Source organism: Ideonella sp. A 288, assembly GCF_002198735.1.
Taxonomy (GTDB): domain Bacteria; phylum Pseudomonadota; class Gammaproteobacteria; order Burkholderiales; family Burkholderiaceae_C; genus Pseudaquabacterium.
The window spans coordinates 112,642-130,778 of record NZ_MWLO01000123.1; the positions used below are offsets into that span (position 1 = coordinate 112,642).

The 18,137-nt window shown below is 65.5% G+C and carries 18 protein-coding genes; 17 read left to right on the forward strand and 1 reads right to left on the reverse strand.

What is annotated here, in order from left to right; genetic code table 11:
- The 8 genes from ccoS to EOINJALH_RS14485 all read left to right on the forward strand — a co-directional run bounded on the left by ccoS (position 1) and on the right by EOINJALH_RS14485 (position 5,594).
- Entirely contained in the window at positions 1–216 is a 216-nt protein-coding gene (gene ccoS, locus EOINJALH_RS14450; protein WP_088281171.1) for a cbb3-type cytochrome oxidase assembly protein CcoS, read from the forward strand.
- A 21-nt stretch (positions 217–237) separates the two neighbouring features.
- A complete protein-coding gene (gene ccoN, locus EOINJALH_RS14455; RefSeq protein ID WP_088281173.1) occupies positions 238–1,677 on the forward strand; it encodes a cytochrome-c oxidase, cbb3-type subunit I in 1,440 nt (479 codons plus the stop codon).
- Between the two features lie 22 nt (positions 1,678–1,699).
- The gene (ccoO, locus tag EOINJALH_RS14460) at positions 1,700–2,317 is read left to right on the forward strand and encodes a cytochrome-c oxidase, cbb3-type subunit II (protein ID WP_088281175.1); all 618 of its coding nucleotides are present in this window, start codon (positions 1,700–1,702) and stop codon (positions 2,315–2,317) included.
- Positions 2,318–2,335: 18 nt separating this feature from the next.
- Positions 2,336–2,521, forward strand: a complete 186-nt coding sequence (locus EOINJALH_RS14465) for a cbb3-type cytochrome c oxidase subunit 3 (RefSeq protein ID WP_088281177.1) — start codon at positions 2,336–2,338, stop codon at positions 2,519–2,521.
- The gene (ccoP, locus tag EOINJALH_RS14470; protein ID WP_088281179.1) at positions 2,518–3,432 is read left to right on the forward strand and encodes a cytochrome-c oxidase, cbb3-type subunit III; all 915 of its coding nucleotides are present in this window, start codon (positions 2,518–2,520) and stop codon (positions 3,430–3,432) included. Before EOINJALH_RS14465 ends, ccoP begins: the two co-directional genes overlap by 4 nt.
- 21 nt (positions 3,433–3,453) lie before the next feature.
- Entirely contained in the window at positions 3,454–4,956 is a 1,503-nt protein-coding gene (gene ccoG / locus EOINJALH_RS14475; RefSeq protein WP_088281181.1) for a cytochrome c oxidase accessory protein CcoG, read from the forward strand.
- Between the two features lie 18 nt (positions 4,957–4,974).
- Entirely contained in the window at positions 4,975–5,232 is a 258-nt protein-coding gene (locus tag EOINJALH_RS14480) for a hypothetical protein (protein WP_234413847.1), read from the forward strand.
- A gap of 80 nt (positions 5,233–5,312) precedes the next feature.
- Positions 5,313–5,594: a hypothetical protein gene (locus tag EOINJALH_RS14485; RefSeq protein WP_088281183.1), complete on the forward strand. Its 282-nt coding sequence runs from the start codon at positions 5,313–5,315 to the stop codon at positions 5,592–5,594.
- A gap of 15 nt (positions 5,595–5,609) precedes the next feature.
- Here EOINJALH_RS14485 and fnr read toward each other — a convergent pair whose 3' ends face one another.
- Positions 5,610–6,347 (reverse strand): fumarate/nitrate reduction transcriptional regulator Fnr, encoded by a 738-nt coding sequence (gene fnr / locus EOINJALH_RS14490; protein WP_088281185.1) that lies wholly within the window; start codon positions 6,345–6,347, stop codon positions 5,610–5,612.
- A gap of 162 nt (positions 6,348–6,509) precedes the next feature.
- Between fnr and hemN the strand changes: the two genes are divergently transcribed.
- From hemN to EOINJALH_RS14530, 9 genes are all read left to right on the forward strand, one after another.
- Positions 6,510–7,919, forward strand: a complete 1,410-nt coding sequence (gene hemN, locus EOINJALH_RS14495) for an oxygen-independent coproporphyrinogen III oxidase (protein WP_088281187.1) — start codon at positions 6,510–6,512, stop codon at positions 7,917–7,919.
- 69 nt (positions 7,920–7,988) lie between these two features.
- A complete protein-coding gene (locus EOINJALH_RS14500; protein WP_088281189.1) occupies positions 7,989–8,681 on the forward strand; it encodes a sulfite exporter TauE/SafE family protein in 693 nt (230 codons plus the stop codon).
- A 248-nt stretch (positions 8,682–8,929) separates the two neighbouring features.
- Positions 8,930–10,183, forward strand: coding sequence for an NADP-dependent isocitrate dehydrogenase (icd, locus tag EOINJALH_RS14505; RefSeq protein WP_088281191.1), 1,254 nt, complete (start codon positions 8,930–8,932; stop codon positions 10,181–10,183).
- 316 nt (positions 10,184–10,499) lie between these two features.
- Positions 10,500–11,348, forward strand: a complete 849-nt coding sequence (locus EOINJALH_RS14510; RefSeq protein ID WP_199873375.1) for an amidohydrolase family protein — start codon at positions 10,500–10,502, stop codon at positions 11,346–11,348.
- A gap of 80 nt (positions 11,349–11,428) precedes the next feature.
- Positions 11,429–11,812, forward strand: a complete 384-nt coding sequence (locus EOINJALH_RS31840; protein ID WP_158219773.1) for a hypothetical protein — start codon at positions 11,429–11,431, stop codon at positions 11,810–11,812.
- Between the two features lie 80 nt (positions 11,813–11,892).
- The gene (locus EOINJALH_RS31845) at positions 11,893–13,107 is read left to right on the forward strand and encodes a cytochrome-c peroxidase (RefSeq protein WP_234413861.1); all 1,215 of its coding nucleotides are present in this window, start codon (positions 11,893–11,895) and stop codon (positions 13,105–13,107) included.
- 364 nt (positions 13,108–13,471) lie between these two features.
- The gene (locus EOINJALH_RS14520) at positions 13,472–15,856 is read left to right on the forward strand and encodes an ATP-dependent DNA helicase (protein WP_088281195.1); all 2,385 of its coding nucleotides are present in this window, start codon (positions 13,472–13,474) and stop codon (positions 15,854–15,856) included.
- 123 nt (positions 15,857–15,979) lie between these two features.
- Positions 15,980–16,897, forward strand: coding sequence for an aldo/keto reductase (locus tag EOINJALH_RS14525; protein WP_404872762.1), 918 nt, complete (start codon positions 15,980–15,982; stop codon positions 16,895–16,897).
- A 160-nt stretch (positions 16,898–17,057) separates the two neighbouring features.
- Entirely contained in the window at positions 17,058–18,068 is a 1,011-nt protein-coding gene (locus EOINJALH_RS14530; protein WP_088281419.1) for an ABC transporter substrate-binding protein, read from the forward strand.
- Positions 18,069–18,137: the final 69 nt, after the last annotated feature.

An 18,137-nucleotide genomic window follows, 5' to 3' on the forward strand; every position in this document is an offset into this window, starting at 1 on the left:
ATGGACATCCTCTACCTCCTGATCCCCTTGTCTGCCGTGCTCGTGCTGTTGATCCTGGGCGTTTTCGGCTGGGCCTTGCACCGCGGCCAGTTCGAGGACATCGAACGCGAGGGAGAACGCATTCTGCAAATCGATTTGTTGCAGGTTGACACCGATCAACCGGCATCTCCGGGCTCGCCCGAACAATCACCCCATCGTCAGTCTGGTCAGTTTTGATCAATGGAAGGAGGAGTACCTATGGCAATTCACTCCGCAACAGCCTCGCCGGTGTATAGCGACACCACGGTGCGGCTGTTCTCACTGGTCGCCGTCCTGTACGGCATCGTCGGCATGCTGGTCGGTGTCATCATCGCCGCGCAACTCGCATGGCCTGAACTCAACTTCGGCATACCGTGGCTCAGCTACGGCCGGCTGCGGCCCTTGCACACCAATGCCGTGATCTTTGCCTTCGGCGGGAGCGTGCTGTTCGCCACCAGCTACCACGTGGTGCAGCGCACCTGCCAGACACGACTCTTCATGCCTGGCTTGGCGATGTTCACCTTCATCGGCTGGAACATCATCGTCTGGGCCGCCGTGATCACGCTGCCACTCGGCTTCACGTCCGGCAAGGAGTATGCAGAGCTGGAGTGGCCGATCGACATCCTGATCGCCGTGGTCTGGGTTTCGTACGCGATCGTCTTCTTCGGCACGGTGGGGACACGCAAGATCCGCCACATCTACGTGGCGAACTGGTTCTTCGGCGCGTTCATCATCGCCGTGGCGCTGCTGCACATCGTCAACAGCGCCGAGATCCCGGTCAGCCTGACCAAGAGCTACTCCGCCTACTCCGGTGTGCAAGATGCGATGGTGCAGTGGTGGTATGGCCACAACGCCGTGGGCTTCTTCCTCACCGCCGGCTTCCTCGGGATCATGTACTACTACATCCCCAAGCAGGCCGAGCGACCGGTGTACTCGTATCGCCTGTCGATCGTGCACTTCTGGGCGCTGATCTTCACGTACATGTGGGCGGGCCCCCACCACCTGCACTACACCGCGCTGCCCGACTGGACCCAGTCGGTGGGCATGATCTTCTCGCTGGTGCTGCTGGCCCCGAGCTGGGGCGGCATGATCAACGGCATCATGACCCTGTCGGGTGCCTGGAACAAGCTGCGCGATGACCCGATCCTGAAGTTCCTGATCGTCTCGCTGTCGTTCTACGGCATGTCGACCTTCGAAGGTCCGATGATGTCCATCAAGACCGTCAATGCGCTGTCCCACTACACCGACTGGACCGTCGGCCACGTGCACTCCGGTGCGTTGGGCTGGGTGGGCCTGATCTCGATGGGCGCGCTCTACCACATCATTCCGCGAATGTTCGGTCGCAAGCAGATGTACAGCGTCAAGGCCATCGAACTCCACTTCTGGATCGCCACCATCGGCATCGTGCTGTACATCGCCGCCATGTGGATCGCCGGCGTGATGCAGGGCCTGATGTGGCGCGCAGTCAACCCGGACGGCACGCTGGTCTACAGCTTCGTCGAAAGCGTCAAGGCCACCTATCCGTTCTATGTCATCCGGGTCGGCGGCGGTCTGCTGTACCTGACGGGCATGCTGATCATGGGCTGGAACACGGTGATGACGATGCTCAACGGCAAGGTGGTCACGGCCCCGATCCCGCTGGTGCACGCCCACGCCTGACCGCCACAAGGAGAACAAAGCCATGGCAACCCATGCACCCGTCGGTCACGAGAAGATCGAGACCAGCAACTTCCTGATGATCGTGCTCATCCTGCTCACCGTCGCGGTGGGTGGTCTGGTCGAGATCGTTCCGCTGTTCTTCCAGCGCTCCACCACCCAGCCGGTCGAGGGCCTGAAGCCCTACACGCCGCTGCAACTGGCCGGCCGCGACGTGTACATCCGCGAGGGCTGCTACAACTGCCACTCGCAGATGGTGCGTCCGTTCCGGGCCGAGACCTTGCGTTACGGGCCGTTCTCCACGGCGGGTGAGTTCGTCTATGACCACCCGTTCCAGTGGGGCAGCAAGCGCACGGGTCCCGATCTCCATCGCGTGGGCGGCAAGTACAGCGACGAATGGCATCGCCTGCACATGAACAACCCGCGCGATCTGGTGCCCGAGTCCAACATGCCCGCCTACCCGTGGCTGGTCAAGGCCAACCTCGAGCCGGCTGACCTGGCACCCAAGATGAAGGCCCTGCGCATCGTCGGCGTGCCTTACACCGATGCCGAGATCGCCAAGGCTGGCGAAGAGGTCAAAGGCAAGACGGAGCTCGATGCCCTGATCGCCTACCTTCAGGTGCTCGGCACCGCACGCAAGTAAGCCTACCGGACATCAACCATGGAACTGAACGTAATGCGCAGCGTCATGACGGTGATCTCGTTCATCGTCTTCGTGGGCATCATCGCCTGGTCCTACAGCCGCCGACGCCGAGAGGCCTTCGACGAGGCCGCGAGCCTCGCGCTGGGGGATGACGGATCTGGCGTCGATGTGCCGGCACAGCGTTCGATTGGAGCAAAGCAATGAGCGATTTCGTCAATGGGGGCTGGGCGCTGTTCGTCGCCGGAGTCACCATCCTGGGGCTCGTCTTCTGCGTGGTCCTGCTGGTGATTGCCAGCAAGCGCAAGGTGATGGCCAACGACAACACCACAGGCCACGTCTGGGACGAGGACCTGCGAGAACTCAACAACCCGCTGCCGCGCTGGTGGATGTGGCTGTTCGTCATCACCATCGTCTTCGCGGCAGCCTACCTGACGTTCTACCCAGGCCTGGGCACCAACCCTGGCACCTTCAAGTGGTCCAGCACGGGCCAGTGGGAGGCCGAGCAGGACAAGGCCCGCGCCGCGATGGCGCCGCTTTACGCCAAGTTCACGGCCATGCCGGCGGCCGAACTGGCCAAGGACAGCCAGGCCATGGGCATTGGCGAGCGCCTGTTCGTCAACAACTGCGCCGGTTGCCACGGCTCGGACGCCCGCGGCAGCAAGGGCTTTCCGAACCTGACCGACAACGATTGGTTGTGGGGTGGCGAGCCCGAGAAGATCGTCGAGACGATCGTCAAGGGTCGCAACGGCATGATGCCGCCGATGGCTGCGGCCGTGGGCACGGCAGAAGATGTGCGCAACGTCGCCAACTACGTGCTGAGCCTGTCGGGCAGCGCCCACAACAGCGTGGCGGCACAACTCGGCAAGGCCAAGTTCGGTGCCTGTGCGGCGTGCCACGGGCCGGAGGGCAAGGGCACCCAGGCCATGGGTGCACCCAACCTGACCGACAAGATCTGGCTGCATGGCTGGGGTGAGGACGCCATCGTGGCAATGGTCAACGGCGGCAAGAACAACGTCATGCCCGCCCACGAGAAGCGGCTGAGCCCCGAGCAGATCCACGTGCTCGCGGCTTACGTCTGGAACCTGTCCCAGACCGCGCGCGTCGCAGCCAAGTGATCGTCGACAGCGATCCACGACATGTCTGAGTTCACCAGGACGCCCCCTTTGCCACCCGCGGGAGGCGGTGTCCTGGGCTCAGGAGATGCCAGTTCACCCGAGGCGTCGGACGACGCTGCGGTGGCGGTCGTATCGCTGTACCAGAAGCAGAAGAAGATCTACCCGCGGGCCGTCAGCGGCCTGTTCATGACGTGGCGTTGGGCATTTGTCTGGACCACGCAGTTGCTGTTCTACGGTCTGCCGTGGATAGGCTGGAACGACCGGCAGGCCGTGCTGTTCGACCTGGGGGCGCGTCGGTTCTACATCGGCCCGCTGGTGCTCTACCCGCAGGACTTCATCTACCTCACGGGTGTGCTGGTCATCTCGGCCTATGCGCTCTTCCTGTTCACTGCGGTCGCGGGTCGGCTGTGGTGCGGCTACGCCTGTCCGCAAACCGTTTACACCGAACTCTTCATGTGGGTGGAACGCAAGATCGAAGGTGATCGCGCGGCCCGCATGAAACTCGACGAGGCCGCCTGGACCGTCGACAAGGCCTGGCGCAAGTCGGCCAAACAGTTCGCCTGGGTCGCGATGAGCCTGTGGACTGGCTTCACGTTCGTGGGCTACTTCACCCCCATCAAGACGCTTGCGGCAGAGGCCGTGACCCTCGGCTTTGGTCCATGGGAATGGTTCTGGGTGCTGTTCTACGGCCTGGCCACCTATGGCAATGCCGGCTTCCTGCGTGAACAGGTGTGCAAGTACATGTGCCCGTATGCGCGCTTCCAGAGCGCCATGTTCGACAAGGACACGCTCATCATCACCTACGATGCCGAGCGCGGCGAGCCGCGAGGCTCGCGTTCCAAGAAGGCCGACCCGACCAAGCTCGGTCTGGGTGCCTGCATCGATTGCAGCCTCTGTGTGCATGTCTGCCCCACGGGCATCGACATTCGCAAGGGCTTGCAGTACGAGTGCATCGGTTGCGCCGCCTGCATCGACGTGTGCGACGGCGTGATGGACAAGATGGGCTACGCACGAGGCCTGGTGCGGTACGACACACAGAACGGCCTGCGCCAGCATCTCGGCAGAGGCCAGATGTGGCGCCGCGTGCTGCGGCCCCGTGTGCTGGTTTACAGCAGCATCCTGGCGCTCATCCTGGCGGCGGGGTTCGCCAGCCTGCTGATGCGCACGCCGTTCAAGGTGGACGTGGTGCGCGACCGCGCGTCGCTGGCGCGCCTGGTGGATGAAGGCCGCATCGAGAATGTCTATCGGTTGCAGGTCATGAATGCCACAGAATCACGTCAGCACTACAAGGTATCCGTGGACGGCATGAAGGGCATCGGATTGGCGGAGTCGCCGGCCATCCAGATCGAGCCGGCCCAGGCGATTTGGGTGACACTGGCGGTACGCGTCCCGCCGGAGAGCGCCAGGGCCGTGGGTTCAGGCGCCCATCCAATCCAATTTCAGATTGATCTGCTGGACGATGTGGCGGGCAAGACAGTGCGAGCCAGCATCACCGAGAAATCCACTTTCGTCGTACCTCGCTGAGGCGAGGCAGGAGAAGACATGATCAGCGACACCTCTGCCGCACCAGACCCCGAACACCGAGCCAACACGTGGTGGCGCAACGGCATGGTATGGATGGTGATCAGTGGCCCTGCGGTGGTTGTCGTGGCCGCGATTGCGACCGCGGTGATCGCTTATCGGGGCGCCGACACGGTGCTCGTCGAGACTCCGTCGGCGCGTCACGCGGTGACAACACCCGGCGCCGACACCCCGGCCATGCAGGCACGCAACCACGCCGCCACTGCGGCACCGCGCTGACATGAGCCAACCGGGCATGTTCTGCCTCCAATGTGCAAGGCGTGTTCGTCGATCGACACGCACTGCCGGGCTGCACTGACATGCAGGCCACCCGCCCCATCCGACAGAGAGCGCTGACCATCCTGTGGCCAGCCTTCCTCATGGCCGGCGTGCTCGAGATGCTGGTGTTCTCGATGGTCGATCCGGGCCAGTTGCACTGGTTCGGGGGCGAGGCGCTGGAGTTCTCGCCCGCTGCGGTCTACACCGCAGCGTTCTTCGTCTTCTGGGGGGTGGTTGCCGCGGCAGGCGTCATCACGCGCCTGCTCGACGGCGACCCAGAGGATATCAATCGAGAAGGCTTCTCGGGCGCATTCCGGCGCTGAGCGCCGTGACCGCCGTCAGCAGCTCGCGCCGTTGACGAGGCTCTGCAGCTTGTCCTGCGCCAGGATGCGGATCTGCCGCTGCTTGACCTCCAGGATCCCCTCGTCCTGGAACTTCGAGAACGTGCGGCTCACTGTCTCGAGCTTCAGACCGAGATAGCTGCCGATTTCCTCGCGCGTCATGCGAAGGATGAGCGCCGACGCAGAGAAACCGCGCGCCTGAAGCCGCTGTGTGAGGTTCAGCAGGAACGCCGCAAGGCGCTCTTCCGCGCGCATGCTGCCCAGCAGCAACATCACGCCATGGTCGCGGACGATCTCACGGCTCATGATCTTGTGAAACTGATGTTGCAATTCGGTGAACTCGCGCGACAGCCCCTCGAGCTGGCTGTACGGGATCACGCAGACTTGCGAATCCTCGAGTGCAACGGCATCGCAGGTGTGGCTGTCCGTGCTGATCCCATCCAGTCCCAGCAGCTCTCCGGCCATCTGGAAGCCGGTGACTTGATCTCGCCCATCCTCGGACGACACGCAGGTCTTGAAGAAGCCCGTGCGCACGGCATAGAGTGACAAAAACTCGTCGCCCGCCCTGAACAGGGTGTCGCCGCGCGACACGCTTCGACGGGTTGCGACCATGTTATCGAGGCGGTCCAGGTTCTCGCTGGACAGGCCGACCGGCAGGCATAGCTCTCGCAGGTTGCAACTGGAACAAGCGACTTTGAACGGCTCGAGTCGCAGCTTGTGTGCGTCTTGTGTCATGGCGCCATTATCCTTTGCTCCAGCGCATCCGTATGTGACGGGTGTGATGTGGAAAACCCACACTTCGGCATGGGATAGGTCTTGTCGGAATTAACCCTTGGCAGACCAGTGGCCTTGAGCCATATCAAGCTCGGCGAGCGAGGCTTTGGCACAGTCGCTGCCATGCTGACGCGCCAAGATGAACAAGTCCCAGTCCTCACCGAGGAGATGCTCCATCGTCTCGACCGGCCAGGGCCCCGCTACACCTCGTACCCCACAGCCGATCGTTTCGTCGAAGCGTTCGGGCCGTCAGAGTACCGTCAGGCGCTCGAGCAGCGCGCCAGCGGTGCCACGGTCGGTGGCAAGGCACCGCTCTCGATTTACGTGCACATCCCCTTCTGCGAATCGGTGTGCTACTACTGTGCCTGCAACAAGGTCATCACGAAGCACCATGAGCGGGCGGCCGAGTACCTCGACGCCTTGGCGCAGGAGATCGACCTCCACGCCCAGGTGCTGGGACAAGACCATGCCGTGTCGCAGTTGCATCTTGGGGGCGGCACACCCACCTTCCTGACCGATCCCGAGCTCGAGCGCCTGATGAACGACATCAAGCGTTCCTTCCGCCTCGCGCCGAATGCCGAGGTCTCGATCGAGGTCGACCCGCGCACCGCCTCGCCGGATCGGCTGAAGGTTCTGGCGGACCTCGGATTCAATCGCCTGAGCTTTGGCGTCCAGGATTTCGACGCCGACGTCCAAAAGGCAGTGCATCGGCTGCAACCGTACGAATCCGTCCGCGACTTGATGGTGGCCGCCCGGACGATCGGTTTCGAGTCGATCAACGTCGACCTGATCTATGGCCTGCCCAAGCAGACCGCCGATTCGTTCCGTCATACCGTGGCACAGGTGGCCGAACTTCGGCCCGACCGCATCGCGCTGTATGCCTACGCCCACCTGCCGCAGCGTTTCAAGCCGCAGCGGCGCATCGCGGTCGACCAGCTGCCGCCGCCCGATTCGCGGGTCCAGATGCTCGGTGGCGCCATCGCAGGCTTCATCGGCCATGGCTACACCTACATCGGCATGGATCACTTTGCGTTGCCCGGCGACTCGCTCGCGGCGGCCAAGCGGCAAGGCCGACTGCACCGAAACTTCCAGGGCTACAGCACGCAGCCGGATTGCGACCTGATCGCGCTCGGTGTGTCGGCCATCGGGCGCATGGGCACCACCTACAGCCAGAACGCCAAGACCCTGGACGAGTACTACGATGCGGTGCGCCAGGGCAGTTTCCCGGTGGTGCGGGGCCTGTCCCTGACACGCGACGACCTCGTACGCCGCGCCGTGATCATGGCGTTGATGTGCCAGGGCCGAGTCGAGTTCGAGAGCATCGAACTGGCCCACCTGATCAACATGCGCGAGTACTTCCGCCAGGAGTTCGACGACCTTCGCGATCTCGAACGCATGGGCCTCGTCGAGATGTCGGAACAAGCCGTCCATGTCACCGCGATGGGCTGGTACTTCGTCCGCGCGGTGGCGATGGTCTTCGACCGCCACCTGCGCAACGACAAGGTCCGCGAACGCTTCTCGCGCATCATCTGAGGTGCGGTCGCGGCCTGAGCCCCTGACACCAGGGTCCTGCCGCGCCGACTGACGAATCGAGGGCCGCAGATGGAGTGGGCACTGGTGCTCAGCACCGCCCTGATGGGTCTGGCGGGCACGCCGCATTGCCTGGCGATGTGCGGTGCCTCATGCACCGCGTTGACTGCCGGTCGTGGCGCTGCGTCGACATGGGCCTTTCACCTTGGTCGATTGATCTCCTACGCCCTGGCAGGTGCCGTTGCCGCGGCCAGCGTGGGCGCATTGGCCGCGTTGGGACAGGCCGTGTCGGTTCTGCGGCCTCTGTGGACCCTTCTGCACGCATCGGCCCTGGCGTTGGGTCTTTGGCTGCTGTGGACCGGACGCCAGCCCGCTTGGATGGAGCGATTCGGACGATCGCGCGGCAATGCCACCTTGGTCACGGCGCCGGGATGGCAGCGGATGATCGGCCCGGGGCGCACGGCCGCGGCGGGCCTGGCCTGGGCAGCCTGGCCCTGCGGGCTGCTGCAGTCGGCGCTTCTGGTGGCGGCGCTGGCCAATGGGCCGAGCGGCGGAGCCCTCGCGATGGCGGCGTTTGCGGTGGCCTCGTCGACCGGGCTGATCGCCGGTCGCCTGGCATGGCGTCGGGTGTCGCGGGACGGCAGCGGATCGCCAGACGGAAGCGCATGGATGATTCGCCTGGCCGGTGCCGCACTGGCCGGGGCGTCGGGCTGGGCGCTGGGACACGGCGTGTGGATGCGCGTTGCCGACTGGTGCGCGACCTGATCCCCATAGGCCGTGTCAACGACGGCCACTGCAAGCAACGCCAGACGGACCGTGGGGGAAGTGGGCAAGACTGGCTGCATAGCGGTCGGGGCTGGCTCAACGTACCGCGCCGACCGCTGGTGCCGGGTCGCGCACGGCCCGCTGACACATCGCCGTTCGGGCGCACCAATGAGTGTCGTCCGGCCGTCGCTCTGCCGTAAACTTTCCGGGATTTCCTCACCACAGCGCAGCGCGCGGAGACAGCCCTCATGTACAAGCACATCAAGGTCCCTGCCGGCGGACAAAAGATCACGGTCAACGCCGACTACTCGTTGAATGTGCCGGACCAGCCGATCATCCCGTACATCGAGGGCGATGGCACCGGCCTCGACATCACGCCGGTCATGATCAAGGTGGTCGACGCGGCGGTGGCCAAGGCCTATGGCGGCAAGAGGCAGATCCACTGGATGGAGATCTACGCCGGCGAGAAGTCGACCAAGGTCTACGGCCCCGACGTCTGGCTGCCTGAAGAGACGCTGCAGGTGCTGCGTGAGTACGTGGTGTCGATCAAGGGCCCGCTGACCACGCCGGTGGGTGGCGGCATCCGCTCGCTCAACGTCGCGCTGCGCCAGGAACTCGATCTGTACGTCTGCCTGCGCCCGGTGCAGTATTTCAAGGGCGTTCCGTCGCCGGTGAAGGAGCCCGAGAAGACCAACATGGTCATCTTCCGCGAGAACTCCGAAGACATCTACGCCGGCATCGAGTACGAGGCCGAGAGCGACAAGGCCAAGAAGATCATCAAGTTCCTGATCGAGGAGATGGGTGTCAAGAAGATCCGCTTCCCCGACACCTCGGGCATCGGCATCAAGCCGGTGTCTCGCGAAGGCACCGAGCGCCTGGTGCGCAAGGCCATCCAGTATGCGATCGACAACGACAAGCCCAACGTCACCATCGTGCACAAGGGCAACATCATGAAGTACACCGAGGGTGGCTTCCGTGACTGGTCCTACGCATTGGCGCAAAGGGAGTTCGGCGCCGAGTTGATCGACGGCGGCCCGTGGTGCAAGTTCAAGAACCCGCGCACCGGCCGCGAGATCACCATCAAGGATTCGATCGCCGATGCGTTCCTGCAGCAGATCCTGCTGCGCCCCGCAGAGTACTCGGTGATCGCCACGCTCAACCTCAATGGCGACTACATCTCCGATGCCCTCGCCGCGCAAGTGGGTGGCATCGGCATCGCGCCGGGAGCCAATCTGTCCGACTCGGTGGCCTGCTTCGAGGCCACACACGGCACGGCACCAAAGTACGCCGGCAAGGACTATGTGAACCCTGGGTCCGAGATCCTGTCGGCCGAGATGATGCTGCGCCACATGGGTTGGAAGGAAGCGGCTGACCTGATCATCGCGTCGATGGAGCGATCGATCGCCAGCAAGAAGGTCACCTACGACTTTGCGCGCCTGATGGAAGGCGCAACCCAGGTCTCCTGCTCCGGTTTCGGCCAAGTGATGATCGACCACATGTGACGCGGTCCCGGGGCGTCTCCGGACGTCCCGGAGGGTCCCGCGAGAAACCCCAGATCGTTGATTCGACTGGGGTTTTCCTTTGCGCCGAGGCGCAGACCGTTCGTTGGCCCGGCGAACGCGAGGGTTTTGCATCGATGGCCGGGCGCACGCAGTCCGGTCGATCGACCGTCCCGGTCGCTGGCAAGCTGAACTCGGGCTGCGTGGGTTTCGAGGCCCGAGGTCACCTCGTCCAGCGCCTTTGAGGTAGCCTGCGCGCGAACGGCGTGTTTCGACGCACGCTCACCACTTGCCGACTTGGGTTGAGACGAGAACGCCGATGAATCCGCTGATCAGCCGACGCCACTTCCAGGGGCTGGTGGCCGCCACCGCCGTCGGGTCTTGGCCCGCCGCGCGTGCCTCGGGCGAGATGGCGCTGTTCGATGCCCACATCCACTACAGCCACGATGCCGTGGACTTGGTGCCGCCCAGGCAAGCCGTGGAACTCTTGCGCAAGGCGGGGTTGCGCGGCGCGCTGGTGTCCTCGTCCGACGACGATGGCACGCAGCGACTGATGGCCGAGGCGCCCGATCTGATCGTGCCCGAACTGCGCCCGTATCGGCGACGCGGCGAGTTGAGCACCTGGATGCGTGACGACGGCGTGGTGCGCTACCTGGAAGAGCGACTTGCCAAGTACCGCTATGCCGGAATCGGTGAGTTCCATTTGTATGGCCAGGATGCCGACCTGCCCGTCCCGCGCAGGATGGTGGCGCTGGCCCGCGAGCGCAAGCTCCTGCTGCATGCCCATTCCGACGTGGACGCGATCGATCGACTCTTCTCGCAATGGCCCGAGGCACGGGTGCTGTGGGCGCACTCGGGTTTCGACCGGCCCGACACGGTGCGCGAGGTGCTGCGCCGGCACCGGCGTCTTTGGTGCGACCTGGCCTTCCGCGGAGACCATGCGTCTGGCACGCAGGTGGACGGCGCATGGCGCGAGGCCTTCACCGAGTTTCCTGACCGCTTCATGATCGGCACCGACACCTTCACGCCAGAGCGGTGGCACTACATCGGCTCGCATGCGAGCTACTCGCGCGGCTGGCTGGCCAGCCTCCCTGCGCCAGTGGCCGAGCGCATCGGCTGGCGCAATGCCGAAGACCTGCTGCGCGGGCTGCCACGGGCTCAGGGATGAGCCGCTCGGCGCCGCCACGCAGGGCGTCCCGTCATTCGCAGAGCATCGGGTTGGCCGGCGTGTGGTGCTTGGGCGCGTTGATGGCGCCGATCGCCGCGGCATGTGGCAACGACTTGGCTGGGCCGGGCCGCCAATTGCTGGATCGCGACGGCCTGCGCGCGGTCTTGTTGCCCAGTGTCTGGCCGATCCCGGTGGGCCGGCACTTCAACCTGACCTTGGCGGTGTGCCCGTCGGCCGAGGATGGGCGACTGGACGGTGTGCGTGTCGACGCCGACATGCCGAAGCACCGTCACGGCATGAACTACCGCGCCAGCGTCCAGTCCATCGGACCAGGGCGGTTCGAGGTGCAGGGCCTGATGCTGCACATGCCAGGGCGGTGGCGGTTCATCGTCGACGTCGACATGACACCCGTCGCAGGGGGCCCAAGAACACTGTGGCTGACGCACGAAATCGACCTGGAATGATCCCTGTCGCCAACGGCAACGTGCCTGAACGTCGGCGCGCGTCGATCAGGGGATGGCTGGCAGTGCCGCTGATGGTGACCATGTCGGGGGCTTCACTGTCTGCAGCCGAGCCGGTGACGCTGCTCGACTTCACGTCAGCTGAACAGCGTCGGATCTTGCAGCATGGCCCCTGGCCGCCCCCGACAGCGCACGACGCTGGTAACGCGCACAGCGCAAGGCCAGCGGCAGTGGCGCTGGGTCAGAGACTGTTCTTCGATGCACGACTGTCGCCCGACGCTCGACTGGCTTGTGCGACGTGCCATGTGCCCAACCGAGCCTTTTCCGACGGCCTGGCCAGGTCGATGGGGCGGGGTGCGTTGGATCGCAACGCACCGTCGCTGTGGAATGCGGTGCACGAGCGCTGGTACGGCTGGGACGGGGCCTACGACAGCCTGTGGTCGCAGGCCTTGCATCCCTTGCTGAATCCGCTCGAGATGGCCTCCAGCGCCGAGCATGTGGCGGCCGTCGTGGCCGGCGACGACCAACTGGCGTGCCTGTACCAGCGCATGGTGGGCCCGTCGGCCCGATCGGCGGACCGCGCCGCGAGTGCCGCGCCCCGTGGCGAGGCCGTGGCCCTGAGCGCCGACCCCGAGACCACGCTGGTCAACGTTGCCAAAGGCCTGGGCGCGTTCGTTGCGACGCTGGTCTCGGGCCGCACGCCCTTCGACGACTTTCGCGACGCCCTGTCCAACGGCGATCGCGCCGCGGCCGCCCGCTATCCCTTGGCCGCCCAACGCGGCCTGCGCTTGTTCATCGGGCGAGGGCAGTGCAGCACTTGCCACGTCGGTGCGCGCTTCAGCAATGGCGAGTTCGGCGACATCGGCCTGGGTTTTTTCTCGCGGCCGGGTGTGGTGGACCCAGGGCGGCATGCCGGCATCCAGGCGCTGCGGGCCAGCCGCTTCAACCTTCTGTCCCGTTGGAGCGATGCGCCAGGCGACGAAGCGGCGCTCAAGACACGCCATGTGACCGGGCAACACCGCAACTTCGGCGAGTTCAAGGTCCCGTCATTGCGCAACGTGGCCGACACGGCGCCCTACATGCACGACGGCCAGTTGGCCACGCTGGACGATGTGGTGCGCCACTATTCCGACCTGAACCTGGACCGGCTGCACGCCGACGGCGAACGGATCCTGGTGCCGCTGCACCTCACCGCCGCCGAGCGATCCGACCTGGTGGCCTTCTTGCGCACGCTGTCCGACCCGAAGGCGGGCCGGTGGACCGAGTCCCCGATGAAGAGGAGCCCGTCCTGTCCGTGAGACGCGTGCGCAGCATGCCCACACTCGTTTGCATGGCGCCGCGTAGTGGGATCGCGGCGCCGATGCAGCCGCCCAACATGGCAAGCATCGGCTGACGCGAAGTTCAGTCGAGGCCTTGCGCAAGAAGCTATGTTTCCATACAGTCTGGGTTTTCATACAGTAGCCGCCATGCGACCCGCAGACTACCGGTACGTTTACCAACCCAAGGCTGACCGTGTTCCCGAATGGGTGCGGCGCGTTTGGGCATGGTTCTGATGCCTGGCGGCGCACCGCACACTGCGGTTCGCCCGGCAGTCGATCGCCACAGTGCACACAGCGACGACCCTTGCGGTGTCGCGGCAAGATCCACCGCAGCCCATTCCGCGTGAGCACGTTCGAGACGGTCGGGGCGCCCTGGACCTATGCGGTGTCCGTTCGAACACTGTGTGACTTCACCACCAAGCAGGGCGATCTGGATCGCCGCTTCACACCGTCGGCCACGGCGCTCGAGGGCATCCAGGGCCAGGCCACCGTGGCGCACCGCCGGGGGCCCCACTATGAAGCCGAGATCGTTCTCGAGGGCCACTGCGGCCCATTGCGCGTGCGTGGGCGCGCAGATGGCCACGATCCACGCCGGGGGTGCTTGGAAGAAGTCAAAGCCATCCGCGGCGTGCCGACCCAACTGCCAGAGAACCGGCGCCGGCTGCACTGGGCCCAGCTCGAAACCTATGGCGCGCTCTTCTGTCGCGATCGGGGCTTGTCCGAGCTCTCACTCGCCTTGGTCTACCTCGACGTGGCCACGCAGACCGAGATCGAACTGACGCAACTCGTCAGCGCCGTGGATCTCAACGAGGCCTACGAGCGACGCTGTGCCCTGTTCCTGTCCTGGGCCGAGCGCGAGGCCCGACACCGCGCATCGAGAGACGCTTCGCTGGTGCAGCTTTCGTTTCCGCAGGCTTCCTTTCGGGCGGGACAACGCGACCTGGCCCAGGCGGTGTACCGCGCCGCCACCCGACGCCAGTGTCTGCTGGCACAGGCGCCGACGGGCGTCGGCAAGACCCTCGGTACCCTGTTTCCCCTGTTGCGGGCGATGCCAGGGCAGGGCATCGACAAGATCGCCTATCTCACCTGCAAGGGCACCGGGCAGCTCGCAGCGCTGGAGGCGCTTCGGGCCCTGCGTATGAGCACCCCCGGTCAGGCATTGCGAGTGGTGGTCATGGTCGCCAAGAAGCAGGCTTGCGAGCACCCCGACAAGGCTTGCCACGGAGACGCTTGCCCGCTGGCACGCGGCTTCTACGACCGCCTGCCCGCAGCACGAGAGCAGGCCGTGGCCGACGGCTGGCTGGACGCGGCAGCGCAAAGGCGCATCGCGCTGCATCACCACATCTGTCCTTACTACCTGGGCCAGGAACTGGTGCGCTGGGCGGACGTACTGGTCGCTGATGTGCATCATCTGTTCGATCGCCATGGTCAACTGTGGGGCCTGATGCAGTCGCTGGACTGGGCGTTGTCGGTGCTCGTCGACGAAGCCCACAACCTGATCGAGCGCGCTCGGCGGATGTACAGCGCCGAGATCGGCCTGCGCCAACTGCAGAAGGCCCGGCAAGATGCCCCGGCGGTTGTGCAGGCACCTTTGGCCGGCCTGGTGCGAGCGGTCGAAGCGCTTGTGCGCGACTCGACGCCGTCCCGCGCGGCAAGGTTCTGTGCGCCAGAGGGGTTCACGCAAGCACTCCAGGCGGCGGCGCGGGCGCTGTCGGAGCATTTCCGGCAGCAGCCCTTGGCCGTCGGCCCGCTGTTGAGTTTCCACTTCGACCTGCAACGTTTCCAGTGGCTCATCGAGTCCCTAAACGACCACTCGCTGTTCGACGTTTGCATGCCAAACCCACGGGTCGGTGGTGCCGCCCCCATGGACCACGGCACCGTCGGTGCGGACGATGCCGTGCTGCGAGTGCGCAATGTGGCGCCGGCGTGCTTCTTGCGCCCGCGCTTCCGGGCGCTGCACAGCATCACGCTGTTTTCGGCCACCCTGTCGCCGCCCGACCATGCCATCGAACTGCTCGGGCTGCCCGACGACACCGCTTGGATCGACTTGCCGCCGGCTTTCCCGGCTGCGCACCTCACGGTGCAGGTGGCCGATGGTCTTTCAACACGCCACGCCCATCGGATTGGGTCGTTGCAGCCACTGCTGGACGTGCTCGCGGCGCAGATCGACGCCCACCCCGGCAACTACCTCGCCTTCTTCAGCAGCTTCGAGTATCTCGAGCAGGTCGCGACTGCGTTGACGCTTCGGCGGCCCGACATCGCGCAGTGGCGACAAAGCCGCCGCATGGATGCCGAGGCTCGACGCGACTTCCTGGCCCGCTTTCAACCTGCAGGGCAGGGCATCGGTTTCGCGGTGCTGGGAGGGGTGTTTGCCGAGGGCATCGACCTGCCCGGCGCGATGCTGGTCGGTGCCTTCATTGCCACATTGGGATTGCCGCCGGTGTCGGAAGCGCAGCGCGAGATCCAGGCCCGCCTGGACAAGCTGTACGGTGCCGACCGCGGGTACGGCGACTTGATCCCCGCGATGCAGCGGGTGGTGCAGGCGGCGGGCCGCGTGCTCAGGACGCCAGAGGACCGAGGGTGGCTGTGGCTGCTCGACGAGCGATACCGGCAAGAAAGGGTCGTCGCCCTTTTGCCGGCCTGGTGGCAGATCGAGCGCTCGGGCCGGCGGAATCGACTTTGGCCGAGGGGTAACGGTGCGTGGGCTGTGCCGCGTGCGCCCTTGTAGCGCCTCGGAGCACGAGCGCGGCTTGCACGGCACCCAGCCCAAGATGCCCGAAGGCGATGCGTGGCAGCATCCAGGGCGAACACAGGCTGCGCGTCGAAGGCGCACGACCCACGGGAGACCGACATGACCACCTCGAACACTCGACGCTCGGTGCTGGCGATGGCGGCCTTTGCGACCGCAGCATGCGCTGCTCGAAGCCAGTCCACCGGAGCCACTCGGATGACCACCCGGCAGATCCCCTCGAGCCGCGAAGCCCTGCCCGTGATCGGGTGCGGCACCTACGTCGGCTTCGACCAATCGCCCGACAGCGCCGGATACTCCCAACTGCCCGGGGTCGTGGATGCACTCTTTGCCGCCGGCGGGTCGGTCATCGACAGTTCGCCGATGTACGGCCGCGCGGAAGCGACAACCGGCGAGATCCTTGCTGCAGACGACCGCCGGCGCAAGGCCTTCGTCGCCACCAAGGTGTGGACGCAGGGCAGACACGAGGGTGTGCGTCAAATGCAGGAATCGATGCGCCTGCTGCGCACTGACCGCATCGATCTGATTCAGATCCACAACCTCGTGGACTGGAAAGTCCACCTCGCCACCCTGCGACAGTGGAAGGCGCAGGGGCTGGTCCGCTACATCGGCATCACGCACTACACCGCGTCGGCCTATCCGCAGGTCGAGGCTGTGCTGCGGTCAGAGCGACTGGATTTCCTGCAGATCAACTACGCGATCGACGACCGTAGGGCAGCGCAACGTCTGCTGCCACTGGCGGCGGACCGGGGTGTTGCGGTGATCGTGAACATGCCGTTCGGTGGCGGCGGACTGCTGCGGGGCCTGCTGGGCCGGCCCTTGCCGGCCTGGGCATCAGACATCGGCTGCACGAGCTGGCCGCAGGTGCTGCTCAAGTTCGTGCTGAGCCATCCCGCGGTCACCTGCACCATCCCTGGCACCAGGCGACGCGAGCACATGGCCGAGAATGCCGTCGCGGGCATGGGCCTCATTCCAGAGCTTGGATTCTGGCAAGACAAGTCGGTGGCCATCGGGGGTTGAACTGCCCGCAGTGGGCACGGGTGTCGGCTTCAGTCGACGCGGCGGCGACCAGATCCTCCTCGGCACCGAACAGGCCACCGATATCATCGCGGGCTGTCCTGCCAGCCACGCTGGCGGCTGTCCGGCGGTCGGTCCGGACACCGCCGATTGCGCTCGATCCATGTCCATCGATCCCACTGACGCCACTTCGCTGGCGATGACCCGCCGCCTCCTTCTCGCCGCCGCGGCTGGTGCCGCCACCAACGGCGTTGGCGGACTTGTCCAGGCCGCACCGTCGCCCCGGGCGGATCTGTCCTCCGTCACGCTGCGCGTTGGCACCTACAAGGGCAACTGGCGGGCGCTGATGACCGCCGCGCGGGCCCTGGACACGCCTTACAGGCTGGAGTGGCGCGAGCTGAACAATGGCACGCAACACATCGAGGCCATCCAGGCCGGCGCCTTGGACCTGGGTTTCGGCAGCGAGGTGCCAGCGGTGTTTGCGGCGCGGCAGAAGGCCGATGTGCGCTTCATCGCCGTCGTGCGCGAGGACTTGAACAACCTCGTCACCGTCGCCCGCCGTGACGCGCCCGTGCGCCGCATCGCCGACCTGAAGGGCCGTCGCGTGGCGTTTTCTCGCGGCACCATTGCACACGCCTTCCTCAGCCGTCAATTGACGGCGGCAGGGTTGACGATGGCGGACATCTCGCCCGTTCACCTCAGCCCGGTCGACGCGCTGTCGGCCTTCGATCGAGGCGATGTCGATGGTTGGGCGATCTGGGGCTACAGCGGCCAACTGGCCCGCACGACCCATGGCGGCCGCGTGATCCAGACCGCGGTGGGTCACGCGTCGGGCAACTTCCCGATCTATGCCCATCCGTCGTCGATCGGTCAGCCCGAGAAAGCGGCCGCGATCGCCGACTTTCTGTTGCGCCTGCGCGGTGCGTACCGCTGGGCCAACGGCCACTTTCTGGAGTTCGCCAGAGCGCAGAACGCGGAAACCCGGGTGCCGGTGGGCGACCTGGTGGAACTCTGGAACAACCGCAGCACCGACTACGACCTGCTGCCTGCCGATGCGCGCGCCGTGCTCGAACACCAACGCATGGCCGACCTGTTCCTGAAGGAGGGTGTGCTCGACGCACCCACCCAGGTGGCCGGGTTCTGGGATCACCGGTTCGATGCGACGCTGCGCTGATGGGGGTCAGCCGGCGGCGTCGACGATGCCTTCAGCCGCCCTGAGATGGTCCACGCGGCAACACACGGT